Raw genomic sequence first — 12,232 nt, 5'->3', positions numbered from 1 at the left:
CCTGAAAATATTGAGCAGGCTACCGTCATGGTGGAAGAATCTGTTGAGTTATACAATAAACGGCGGCCGCATATGGCTCTAAAATACAAAACGCCCGATGAAGTCCATCGGGCGTTTTTAACCTGAAATAGTGTCAACCTATATCAGGACAAGACACCTCGAATTAATTAAAGTCGTAGGAAACCCCCAAGGAGTAGAAGGCACCATTAAAGCCAAAGGGTGCGGAACGGCGGGAGAATTGGAACACGCCGCGGCTATCAACAATCAGGTCACCGTTGGGGCCATCTTCAATAGCACCGGTACGTGAGTTACCAATCAGGTTGATATCCGGCGTTACATCAAAGATATTGTTGCCGTTAAAACTTACCGTCATGCCGTTCTCAAACTCGTAGGCAATACGCAAATCCGTAAGAATTTCCGCTCCGTAAGTTTGGCGGCCACCATCGGTTACGGTGTATTCGCCGTAGCGATTCAGCGACAGATTCACCGTCCAGGCATCGCGAGTCCAGTTGGCATTGGCGCTGATTCTGTCTTCAGGCTGCCACTCTTCGATAATGGAAATGTCCTGAGCGTTGAACACTACATCCGTGGATACCGTTTCCAGACCCGACCCAACCGGGGTAAACAAATCCACCACTTCGGTATCGGTAAAGTTGGCAGCAAAGGTTAAATCCAGGCTGCCCTCCGCCAATTCCAGGTCATTATAGGTGAGAACAATATCAACACCATCGGTTTCGGTATCGGCGCCATTCAGGAAGAACTGGCCAGCACCGGCACCAGCCTGGATCAGTGCGGCATCGAGTGCTGCCGACAAACCAGAGCCCAAGCGGTTACTGATCACAATGCGGTTGTCGATATCGATGGAATAGTAATCCACCGTCAGGCTCACACCATCACTAATGTTAGCCACAACACCCAGACTGAAGTTATCGGATTCCTCTTCTTCCAGAGCGGGAATACCAATGGCCTGTGCCAGGGAGCTGTCGTTGCGGAAAGTACCCACTTCCTGAGCGATCAGCTCAGTGGTATCACCGTCGTTGTCCACGTCGTCAACATCGGTAACAAACTGGGTGCTGACGTTGTTGAAAAACAACTGCTGCATGGAAGGCGCACGGAAACCAGTACTGACCGCACCGCGCAAACGTACGTTATCGGTGAGCCCAACATTACCCGCCAGTTTGAAGTTCACGGTACTGCCGAAGCCGTCGTAATCGTCGTAACGGGCAGCAGCACTTACCGTCGCCGCCTCGTCAAAGTCGTATTCAAAGTCCGCGTATACAGAGAATACATCGCGGCTTTCATCCACTGCCGACTGCGGGCCAATGCCCGGGAAGCCCTGAATACCGCCACTGCGATCTTCGGCAAACAGGCTGACGCCATCTACCGTATCGAAGTCGCGGAAGGCGTATTCTTCGCCAGGAATAATGCGGTATTCATCAGTACGGAATTCCGCACCCAGCGCCATAAACAAATTACCAAAGGCTTTGGTGTAATCCACATTGAACGTATCCAGGCTCAGCTCCAGACCATAGGCCATCGCTGAGCGCGGTACGGATGAGCGAATTTCATCGGAGCTCATGCCAGAGGTAAACCGCTGAGCATTGGCAAACGATGAATTCAGTGAGTTACTGGTGACATAGTCGATGGTATTTTCGCCTGTGGTATAGGAAACATCCAGGTTACTCTCATCGGAAAACTCAATGCGGTAGCCAATGTTGAACGACAGGTCATCAATTTCGGAGTTGATTTTTGGCAGGAAGCCTTCCGGAATAGTGGCATCGCCATCCGCCAGGGGCGCATTGCCACCTGTGTTGCCGTTGTGGCGGAAGAAGGCCGCTGATTCATTGTCCCGTGTGGAGTAGGTAACAAAACCATAGGCCTCACCACCACCGAGAGGGTGAGCCGCATTCAAAGTGAAGGCAAGCTGCTCTGACTCTGCATCGCCAATACGGAAGGTTTGCCGTGGAACGGTGACTTCCCTCGGGTCGCCAGGTTCTAAAATACCATCGCCGTCGGTATCTACACAGCCTGGGAACTGACAAGAACCGTGCAAGCCGGCACGGTTGGTGTAGCCGCGATCCCGGTAGTTAAAACTGAAATCCACAAAGCCGCCGTCACCAAAGGCAAAGCCCTTATTGAGATCGAAGTTGGTGGTATCACCGTCACCTTCTGTGTACTGCCCCTGGGAGATACTCACACTGCCTGCTTCGGGGTCATCGTTGAGCACAATGTTGATAACACCGGCAATGGCATCGGAACCGTACTGAGCGGCAGCGCCGTCGCGCAGTACCTCAATCCGCTTGATGGAAGCACCCGGTATGGCGTTCATATCGGTACCGGCAGTACCGCGACCAACCGATGTATTAATGTGTATCAGGCCCGCCTGGTGACGACGCTTGCCATTGATCAACACCAATGTTTGGTCGGGTCCCAAGCCCCGCAGGGTTGCAGGCCGCAAGGCATCAGTACCGTCACTGATACTGGAGCTGGGGAAATTGAATGACGGAGCCACAGCCTGAAGCATGCGCCCTACTTCGGTTTGTCCGGTCGCTTCTAACGTATCGGAATTAAGCACGTCCACCGGCACTGGCAGATCTTGAGCACTGCGGCCGGGGGCCCTTGAGCCAACCACCACCAGCTCTTCGTCGACTGCCGCCTTTTCCTCTGCAGTAGCACTTGCTGCTGTCACCCCCAGGGAACCGGCAACGGACAGAGAAATAACAGTTGGTAGTAGTTTTTTATTGATTGTTTTCATCTCTTTTCCACCCTCTTTTTGGTTTTTATCTGACGCAGCCCGGTAAACGATTCCCGTATTAGCCAGCAGAATGCGCAACCCTTCGCTGAGGGTATAGCGCCCCTGAAGGGGACCAACCTTCAGCTTTTTTATTTCCCTGACGGGAAACAAAAAAGTCACGTCTGCCTGACGTGCGAATCGCACCAAAGCCTTGTCGGCTCTGAGCCTTGGAATATCGAACACATAATCTTTTGTAGCGCTATCAGCCTGTAAGGAAGCGGCCACCGGCAGCGTAAAAAAGCCGCCAAAAACCGCTACACAGAGCGATAAAACCAGCAAAAAACGATGTGTTTTATTCAAGACTCAACCTATTAGAGGCGTTAAAGAGAAATTTCCGCCATCCCTGGGCAAGATTTTTTAGTCGTGATTTTCCTGAGTAGATGCGCCACTCACAGAGCACTATGGCGTCGTTTTTCGGCTTAACAACCAAGTATTGCCCTCAAGCTCGCTATGAATAGCAAAGTTTTCACCGAGCACAAATAAAAGCTGTTCAGTATCTCCTGCCTTGAAATACCCCCCTACTTCTATGTCCCTGATTTGATCATCAATAATTTTAAAATCTACAGCGGTATAGCGGCTGATCTCCGCCAGTGCTTGATGGAGGCTTTCCCCCTGAAAAACGATCATGCCCTGTTGCCAGGCCAAAGAGCTTTCCAGATCAAATTCCTCCACGGGCGTGACCGGCCCGTAGTCAACGCCATCCAGCTGTATTTTCTGGCCGCCGCTGAGGTATACCGCCTGCTCGACAGCAATCGCCACATGGGAGTCGGGGGTTTCAGTCATAGGGGGGTCAGTGATGGCCACTTTGCCTTCGGTTACCAGAACTTCTACCGATTGCTTGTCTCTCAGCTCGATATTAAATGCCGTACCCACTGCGGTAATGGCGCGGTCTCTGGCAATCACCACAAATGGCAATTGTGGGTTCTTCGCTACTTCAAAATAGGCCTCGCCCGAGATCAGCTCTACCTGCCTGGATTGATCGGAGAATGTCACCTTGAGCCGGGAGCCGGTGTTCAGCTTGAGGCGGCTTTGGTCGGGAAGTACCACTTCTGATTGCTCACCCACCTCGGTTTGATACACAGCGGTAAATAGCGGCTTCAACGCTGGGTCTGGAGTGCTGTTCTCCATAAACAACAGCACTGCTATCGCGAGTAATGACGCACAGGCGGCGGCAACAGGCCAACCAAACCACCGCCGTTTGCTTTCTTTGGCAGAGTTTACTGCCGCATCCAATGGCAGAAGCTCGCGAATCGGTGAAAGGATATCCATCAGATCCCATGCCGATGCGTAGTGAACCAGGGTTTCGCCATGTAACGGCGATTCCGACAACCAGTCCTGTAATGCCCCATTTTCACCATCGGAAAGCCCGCGATCCATAGCGGATATCCAGTCAGCGGCCTGCTTTTGCACAGCTTCCAAATTTGGAAAATTGATGGTGTTACTCATGATTTTTTACCAGAGGTTTTCCTGACTTCACCAGTGTCAGCTGTTCTCTTCTGAGCCTCACCGGACGGTGTCATACCGGTGGATAACTGACTGTCCATATAGTTAACGCTGTAACGGAGCCCCTTGGCGATATGCTTTTCTACCGTGCTTTCACTAAGACCCATATAGCTGGCTATCTCTTTTTGCGAGTAGCCATAAATCTTTCTGAGAATAAACGCCTTGCGACACCTCGGAGGCAGGCCGTTAATCGCTCGACACAACAACTGGAACTGCTCCAGGCTGATGCTGTGCTTTTCCGGGTTGTGCTCTGCAACAGAACCCCCATTAAGAAAACAGAGCTCCGACTCGGGAAAATCCTCTATCTCAGCTTCGGTTTGCAGGCGCATATTCTGCTGTTTTTGTTTATTGGCGAGACGCAAAGCGGTCTTTACCATAAACGCCTTGGGAAAACGGATTTCCCGTTTCAGTGCAGACTGATAGGTGCGCAGAAAGGTTTCCTGGAGGATATCCTCCACTTCTGGTGTGCCCATAGAGGTCAGCTTGCGCAGAAATCTGGCAATGACCTGGCGATATTCCAGAAACTCTTTGGTGATTTTGTTTTTGTCAGACATAGGAAGAACCGTGCAAAAACATCTTATGCAGTCTCCCAAAAAGTACATTTCAGGTCAATTTCACCTAGGGCCTATTCACACTAATTAAGTCGTCACTGTTGTGACTAAAAAAGTGCCAATCACCAACAGTAGGCGCTTTAGGCGAGGCGCGAGGAGGGTGGTTTGGTTATTCCCCTCTCCATAATGGGGAGTAGCGACGAGCAACGCTGAGTGGCGCTTTTTTAGCCCCAACCCGAAGGGCTGAGGCCATTTTTTCGCTCAACTGTGTTATCAGTCGCTTATGTAGAATGACTACACAGCACTCCTTCTGCCTTGCTGAGCAAAAAAATGGCGCCCAGCAGTGATAACTTAATTAGTGTGAACAGGCCCTAGATACTTGCTATCCCCGCATGGGTAAGCAAACTATCATCACGTCATCAAATTATTCCAGGCGCCGTTATCTTGTAAAGATTATGTGTGGAGACCACCTTTGAACGCATTCCGAAAGCTACTGCCATTGACATTGCTATGTTGTACGGCCCTTAGCCACGGGGCAGCAACCGGCGATGCCATTGAGCAATACCAGGAAGCCATCGATGAACTGGAAGCGCACTACGGCGCCTACGACATCGGCCTGGCGGAACCGCTTCGCGGCCTGGGTGAAGCGCTGCAGGCCAATGGTGAGCACCAGGATGCCATCGACATATTCAAACGGGGCCTGCACGTTCGCCGGGTTAACGACGGCATTTCCAGTATTTCTCAAGAGCCACTGTTGCGGTTGCTAAACTCCAGTTATCAAGCCGTGGGTAACGTCGGTGCCGTTGCCACCAATTACCAACGGCAGTTGGACCTTTACCGCAGCCACCATGGCAACAGCTCACCTAAATTGCTGCCACTGCAACTGGAAGCGGCTCGCTGGCATCGCGGCCAATACATACAAACGCGCAACAAAGAGGCCTTCGCCCACCTCACTGAAGCGATTCGACTGATCACCAACGCATCCGCTATCGACTCTCAGCAGAAAGACTCACTGACTATCGAACGGTTAAACAGCGAAATTGAAAATCACTACTATCTGATTGATCACTTCCAACGCTTTGCCCCGCGACCACCCGCCGATTATGTGCGCTTCCAAAGTAGAAATTTTCGCCCTCGTTACCGGGACGAAAGCCGCTTCGAATACCAGATCGCCTACGACAACCACTTGCGTCGGGAAACTGCCCGTCTGACCAAGCGCTACCAGCGCGAGCAGATCGACAGCGCCGTCAGTAAGGCTCTGGCCACCTATAACAGACTCAGCCGCCTTCACCAAAGCAATCAAGAGCCGTTGTTACAGGCCAACAGCCTAGTACAGCAAGGCGACTGGCTGATATTGTTTGGCAACAGTCCACAGCAAGCACACAGCCTCTATCGCAAGAGCTGGCAGTTATTGACGGACAACAACCAATTGGAGGAACGCACCAGCCTGTTTGGCGAACCTCACCTGCTGCCGGTTTTCGATACACCAGACCCGGCCAACTTCACAACAATTGCCAAGGTCAAGATGGATATCGACCTCAACGGCAAAGCCCGCAATATCACCGTGCTGGAAACTCAGCCCGATGAAAAGTCCGTAGCCCGCAAAGCCCAGCGGCAGCTGCGCGATGCCCGCTTTCGCAGCCGCCTGGACAATGGCGAACCCACCACCAGCGAAGGCTATGAATTAAGCCTGCTGATCGATTAACCCTTTTTTACACTCACGTCAGCAATTATTGGTTGCCGTTGCAGTCTATTACTGTGCTTGCGATCACGACGGTCACTGAGGTACAGCGCAGCTGAGAGTAGCCGCCGTGATCTGCAAGCACCAGTTTTCTCACTCTGCAGCTGTTCAACCCTATGTGGAAAGTAGTACTTGCTCTCTCCGTCACCCTCTCTGCCAGTGCCCAGCAACAGTCGGCACCAGTAAATAACGTCAGTTATAGCGAACAAATAGAACAGCAATCTGCCCTGTTAGGGCCTTTCGATGTCTCATTGGTGGAGCTGTATCAGCAACAGGGATTGGTATTTTTTCGTCAGGGTGATTTCCTGCAGGCCGCCACGGCGCTGCAGCTGGCACTGCAGATCAGCCGCGTTAATTTTGGCCCCAAGGCGCCTCAGCAGGAACCGGCATTGCGCGCCTTGATCGATGTAGCTGATGCCAGCGGCGAACAAGAACCCGCGCAGATGCTTCACCAGCGATTAGTGGATATCAACAACCATCAACTCAACAGCGCTTTAGGCATCGCGGATGTAGACGCCTTGATGCGCAGCAGCCAATGGCATTTGCAACGATACACTCGCTTGCCTACCAGCAGCCGCCTGGACAATTTACAGATGTCCCTGCGCCTGGCAAAACACAGTGAAAACATCATCAGCCGCCATCACAACGATGACCACTTGGCGTTGATTGCCCCCTTGGAACAGATTGCTCTGAGCAGTCACCACCTCACCGAATACAACCTGACTCTTTTACGCTTTTTTAGTGAGCAAGGCTCATTCCATCAACAGCTCACCGAGCAGGTATTCCAGCAGGGGCTTGAAGCGCGCCGACGGGTGGTGCGTATCCTGCGCCACAATCAGGCGTCAGCGGAGACACTGGCGCAAGCCCAAATTGATCTGGGGGATTACCTGCAACGGCTGCAACTGCCCAAAGCCTCACGAAAAGCCTATCAACAAGCCTGGAGCACCCTGCACAAAGCGCAACGTACCGAGCAACTCAGAGAATGGTTGGGGCAGCCCATGCCGCTGCTTTCAGATAACCAGAGCCATATCAGTGACTCTTCGTCACTAGCGCGCATCAAGGCGCATGTGGATACCGAGGGCAAAGTGGAGCATATCGAAGTACTGAAAACCTACCCTGCAGACAACAACCAGGTGAGCACTGCAGCACTGCAGGCAGCGCGACGCCTGCCCTACCGTGTCGCCGTAGTGGATGGCGAAGTGGTCGCGGGCAGCGTGGAATTCAACCTGCCTCTGGCTCTGTCTTTAACGGCAACACCTTAAAGGCGGTGTAGCCGTAAATGGCGCTGATAATTGGGCACAGCCAACAAAATATTGCCCAGGGTGCATAGGCAAACGCTCCCAAGCCAGAGCCCCAACCCCAGGCAGTTACCCCCAGCACACCGGCCATATAAATACCGCAGGTATTCCAGGGAATCAGTACTGAGGTGATAGTGCCCGCATCCTCTACAGCCCGGGACAAATTCAACGGGTGAAGGCCGCGCTGACGATAAGCGTCTTTGTACATTCGTGCCGGCATCACCACAGAAATATACTGGTCGGCACAGGTCACATTGACGCCAAAACTGGTCGCCAGGGTGGCACTGATCAGACCGCCGACAGTTTTTACCCGATTCAAAATGCCATCAACCGCCCGCTTGAGCAGCCCGGCGCGCTCAAAGGCACCGCCAAAAGTCAGCGCACAAATAATCAAAAAAACCGTCGACAGCATATTGCCCATGCCGCCCTTGGAAAGCAGGTCATCCACCATGGAATTACCACTTTCAATAGCAAAACCGTCCATCAAGGCAATGGCCACGCCTTTGATCATCACACCGTCACCTTCGCCCCCACCCAGTGACGTCACTTGAGGCGTCTGGAACAACAGCGCCACCAGCACACCAGCCACCATACCCGCCATCAGTGCGGGCAGTACCGGCTTGCGCAACAACGCCAGTGTAAGTACCACCAACAGTGGAACAAACACCGGCAGGCCCAGGTAGAACTGCTCACCCAGCAAGCGGTTTACAGCGACAATCTCGCCACCCAAATCACCATTCAATTCGCCGCCGCCACTGCCGACGACAACAAACACCAATAGAGAAATCACAAATGCAGGAATTGTGGTCCATCCCATATGGCGGATATGACGAAACAAGTCGTTGCCGGTGACACCGGCTGCCAGGTTGGTGGTGTCCGATAACGGTGACAATTTGTCGCCCATATAGGCTCCAGACAAAATCGCGCCAGCGGTTATGGCCGGTGATAGACCCATCACTGAGGCCACTCCCATCAGGCCCACACCCAAGGCACCAGCAACGGTCCAGGAACTGCCGATGCTCAACCCGGTTACCGCACAGATCAGCGCCGCAGCAGGATAAAACCATTGCGGCGATAGCAGTTGCGTACCCCAGTAGATCATCGCCGGTACAGTGCCCGCCAATATCCAGCTGCCCACCAGGCCACCCACCACCAGCAACACCAGGATGGCTTTCAGGCCAGAGGTGACCGAGTTGATCATGCCGTCTTCCAGCTCCGCCCAGGTAACCCGATTTTTTAAGCCCACCAGGCAGGCAGTAATGGCAGCGGCCACCAACGCTAACTGGGTGTATCCACCGGCATTATCGGAGAAACTGTTAAGCAGTAGCAGCAAACAGCCGATCAACACCAGTACTGGCAACAGCACATCTAAAGGGGTTGGCGTCTTCTCTCGAGAAGGTTCTGGGGAAGGCTCAGGAGAAGATTCAGGAGCGGAATTCATGCATACCTCAGACTATTATTATTTTGTACGACTAACTTAACGCGGCAATAAAAATACGACCTGTTAACAGCTCGGCACAAAACAAAGTTGTGCCTACGCCGACACAGTTGGCGTGAGATTGATAGCATAACGGAAAACTGTGGTGTGTTGACGATTTAAGCTGGTCAACCCGTCACCATTGGCGACGTTATCCATTACTCCCGGCGCCACCTTGGCAATGAGGCTTTTCATCCGTGGCAAAATGGGGTAGAACGAATCATATCGGAACCATACCATGGCTGGTGGTTCTAAGTGGTTAACTCCTACTTAGGCAATACCATTTATGCTACAGAAAACCGTTTGCGCATTAACCTTGGTAACCGCCTGCACCTTGCATCCTGCAGGGGCACAGTCAGACTCAACCTCAATTCCCAGCGACACCCCACCTGAAGAAACGCCAACTACAGACAATTCCATCCACTGGAAAGTGGATAAACTGCGTGCAGTCATTGAAGACCAGGAGGCAGAACAGGGCGCTTACGGCGAGGTAATGGCAGAGTCTTTACTGGGCCTTGGCCGTGCCCTGCAGCAAGCGGGCAAACACGAAGAGGCTGTCGGCACACTCAACCACTCCATGCACGTATCCAGGGTCAACCACGGCATATACAGCATTCAGCAGGAACCGGCCCTGCGTGCCCTGATCAACAGCTATGAGGCACAACAGGACCCGGTATCCATCAGTCGCGCCTACACCCGCCTGACCCGCCTCTATTCCAGCCATTACGGGCGCTCCGCTCCGGAGCTGTTGCCACTGCTGGAAGAAATGGCGGAATGGCACCGCCAGACCTATATCGACAATCGCAAACGGGATGCCATCGGATATCTCACTCTGTCCATCTCCATCAGCAACACCGCACTGGCCATCGCTGAGCAAGACCCAATGAAGTTTGCCAACAATATGGTCAGCCTGCTGCGTGGCTCGGCGCAAAGTTCCTGGCACGTTAACCAACACCTGCACACCTACAAAAATTTTGACCCTTCAGAAGTCACCACCTTCAACGCTGATCAGGAAGTCAGGCAACTGAACAAAGCCACCAAGCCCGCCAAAGCCGGTAAATACGTCAACCAAGAGCGTATCCTGTTCAACTCCTACGTAATCGGTCGCGACGCCTACCAGCGTATTATCGACATCCTCCACGACAGCGAAGCCGCCCCCAGAGACAAGGCCGAGGTAATGGTAGAGCTGGGCAACTGGTTCAACATATATAATCGCCCCAGCTCAGCCCGGGACAGCTACCAAAAAGCCTGGCACTTGCTCAATGACAATGGCGACCAGGAAGGCATTGAGAAGCTGCTGGGCAAACCGGACAGCCTGCCCAACTTTGTCACCGGTCACCGCAACAGTGGCACACTGGTGGAAGCCACCATGACCATCGACAAAGGCGGCCGTGCACGCCGCGTTAAAGTGGTTCGCACCTTTCCAGAAAACGATCGCAGAGCCGAACAAAACGCCATTCGCTCCATAAAAAAAACCCGCTTTCGGCCTCGCTACGAAAACGGCCAGCCAGTGGCTTACAGCGACTTCACTTACTTGTTGCGACTCAGCAAAAAATCCTCGGGTAAAACACAATGAACAAAGTTAACACCATCGCATTGACGCTACTGTTAGGCGCCACACTGGTCAGCTGCAAAAGCCAGAACCCACAGAGCAGTTCGCAATTGCCGCAGCCGCCCAGCAGTCCGTCGTCCGGTTCACCGAGCCCGTCGATACCCTCGCCATCGAGCCCTTCCAGCCCGTCGCGTCCGTCGTTGCCGTCATCTTCATCGAGCCCTTCCAGCCCGACGGCGCAACCGCCTTCTGGTCCCTCCCTGCCTGGTGGTGCTCCGCCGATTCCCAGCACCTCCAGCCGCTCTGGTCCGGAGTCGTCACAGCAAAGCCGGGATTCAAAACAGAAAGGCGAACAGGGCTCACCGCAAACCGCGGAAGAAATTTACGGCGCCCGCCCTGGTGCCGAAAGTCGTCAATCGGAAGATATTCCTGACCTGGACGCTCAACCCAGCGCCAGTGAAGCAGCTACTCACGAACAGCTGCTGGAAGTACTCGCTGATATAGACGGCGCGCTGGAAGAAGCCGCCAATGACCCCAACACCACTCCCGCGGAACAAGCCCGCATAGAGCAGTATCAGGATGTGCTGGGAGATATTCGCGTCAGCGTGGAAAATGGCCAGCTGGACCCTGCCGGCGAGCAGGCGCTGTTAGATATTCTCGCCGACCTGGAAGGCAGCATCGAAGCCAGTGAACGGGCCCAAGCCAATAACGGCAATGAAGATATTCCCGTCACCATTACCATTGAACAAGTTGCCATTCTGCAGGATCTGATTAACGTACTCGGTATTCCCGGTGCTACTCCCGGTATAGGCTTTCCCTCACTGCCCGGCTTCCCCACCGGCGGTAGCGCTTCACGCACTGGCGGTGAAACCCTGGGTGATCTGGATGCCGCACTGGAAGCCTCCATTGGCGTGTTCGATGGCATGATCCTGTCAGAGCGGGTCAACGCGCAAGGCAAGCCCGGTGAATTTGAAGGCAGCGAAGAATACACCGGCGGTGCTGAAGGTCTGTTTGAAGAAGGCGACCCGGCAGAAGCGGGAGCCGCAGGTGGCGGCCCACAGCAACAGGCGGAATCTCCGGAATTTCCAGGCAATGAAGAAAATGCTCCCCAAGGCGCACAAGGTGGCGGGGGCGGCATAGGCCAGGCGGGCCAGAATGCAGCCATACCCAATGACATCCCCGATGGCCGCGACGACGACATTGTTGCCCGTCAGATTCGCGAAGCGGCACAAAACGAAACCGACCCGGAACTGCGGGAAAAACTGTGGGATGAGTATCGCCGTTACAAAAATGGAAAGTAAAAATGGAAAGTAAGA

At 53.4% G+C, this 12,232-nt stretch carries 9 protein-coding genes; 5 read left to right on the top strand and 4 right to left on the bottom strand.

The window, feature by feature from the left end; all coding sequences use genetic code 11:
* A partial coding sequence (locus tag QSV34_RS05175; protein ID WP_289152576.1) for an integrase core domain-containing protein occupies positions 1 to 126 on the top strand: 126 nt, incomplete at its 5' end.
* Between the two features lie 37 nt (positions 127 to 163).
* Here the strand turns inward: QSV34_RS05175 and QSV34_RS05170 are convergent.
* The 3 genes from QSV34_RS05170 to QSV34_RS05160 form a co-directional block, all read right to left on the bottom strand.
* The gene (locus tag QSV34_RS05170; protein ID WP_289152573.1) at positions 164 to 3,094 is read right to left on the bottom strand and encodes a TonB-dependent receptor; all 2,931 of its coding nucleotides are present in this window, start codon (positions 3,092 to 3,094) and stop codon (positions 164 to 166) included.
* A 99-nt stretch (positions 3,095 to 3,193) separates the two neighbouring features.
* Positions 3,194 to 4,240: a FecR family protein gene (locus QSV34_RS05165; RefSeq protein ID WP_289152571.1), complete on the bottom strand. Its 1,047-nt coding sequence runs from the start codon at positions 4,238 to 4,240 to the stop codon at positions 3,194 to 3,196.
* Positions 4,237 to 4,851, bottom strand: a complete 615-nt coding sequence (locus tag QSV34_RS05160) for an RNA polymerase sigma factor (protein WP_289152569.1) — start codon at positions 4,849 to 4,851, stop codon at positions 4,237 to 4,239. Before QSV34_RS05160 ends, QSV34_RS05165 begins: the two co-directional genes overlap by 4 nt.
* 469 nt (positions 4,852 to 5,320) lie before the next feature.
* Here QSV34_RS05160 and QSV34_RS05155 point away from each other — a divergent pair, with 469 nt between their 5' ends.
* Entirely contained in the window at positions 5,321 to 6,553 is a 1,233-nt protein-coding gene (locus tag QSV34_RS05155; protein WP_289152567.1) for a tetratricopeptide repeat protein, read from the top strand.
* 152 nt (positions 6,554 to 6,705) lie between these two features.
* A complete protein-coding gene (locus QSV34_RS05150; RefSeq protein ID WP_289152565.1) occupies positions 6,706 to 7,851 on the top strand; it encodes a hypothetical protein in 1,146 nt (381 codons plus the stop codon).
* Here QSV34_RS05150 and nhaC read toward each other — a convergent pair.
* Positions 7,811 to 9,328 carry a Na+/H+ antiporter NhaC gene (nhaC, locus tag QSV34_RS05145; protein ID WP_289152563.1) on the bottom strand — a complete coding sequence of 506 codons (1,518 nt, stop codon included), beginning with the start codon at positions 9,326 to 9,328 and terminating at the stop codon, positions 7,811 to 7,813. The two genes, QSV34_RS05150 and nhaC, sit on opposite strands and share 41 nt — an antisense overlap.
* 322 nt (positions 9,329 to 9,650) lie before the next feature.
* Between nhaC and QSV34_RS05140 the strand changes: the two genes are divergently transcribed.
* Positions 9,651 to 10,940 carry an energy transducer TonB gene (locus QSV34_RS05140; RefSeq protein WP_289152561.1) on the top strand — a complete coding sequence of 430 codons (1,290 nt, stop codon included), beginning with the start codon at positions 9,651 to 9,653 and terminating at the stop codon, positions 10,938 to 10,940.
* The gene (locus QSV34_RS05135; RefSeq protein ID WP_289152559.1) at positions 10,937 to 12,217 is read left to right on the top strand and encodes a hypothetical protein; all 1,281 of its coding nucleotides are present in this window, start codon (positions 10,937 to 10,939) and stop codon (positions 12,215 to 12,217) included. Before QSV34_RS05140 ends, QSV34_RS05135 begins: the two co-directional genes overlap by 4 nt.
* Positions 12,218 to 12,232: the final 15 nt, after the last annotated feature.

This window comes from Porticoccus sp. W117 (assembly GCF_030341905.1).
Taxonomy (GTDB): domain Bacteria; phylum Pseudomonadota; class Gammaproteobacteria; order Pseudomonadales; family Porticoccaceae; genus SCSIO-12696.
The sequence above is the reverse complement of the archived record's forward strand: the minus strand, read 5'-3'. Positions and strand labels throughout refer to the sequence as shown.

Excerpts from the sequence above, each read along its gene's own strand:
- QSV34_RS05150 (WP_289152565.1), top strand. The coding sequence starts at position 6,706 with ATGTGGAAAGTAGTACTTGCTCTCTCCGTCACCCTCTCTGCCAGTGCC.
- nhaC (WP_289152563.1), bottom strand. The coding sequence starts at position 9,328 with ATGAATTCCGCTCCTGAATCTTCTCCTGAGCCTTCCCCAGAACCTTCT.
- QSV34_RS05165 (WP_289152571.1), bottom strand. The coding sequence starts at position 4,240 with ATGAGTAACACCATCAATTTTCCAAATTTGGAAGCTGTGCAAAAGCAG.
- QSV34_RS05160 (WP_289152569.1), bottom strand. The coding sequence starts at position 4,851 with ATGTCTGACAAAAACAAAATCACCAAAGAGTTTCTGGAATATCGCCAG.
- QSV34_RS05140 (WP_289152561.1), top strand. The coding sequence starts at position 9,651 with ATGCTACAGAAAACCGTTTGCGCATTAACCTTGGTAACCGCCTGCACC.
- QSV34_RS05135 (WP_289152559.1), top strand. The coding sequence starts at position 10,937 with ATGAACAAAGTTAACACCATCGCATTGACGCTACTGTTAGGCGCCACA.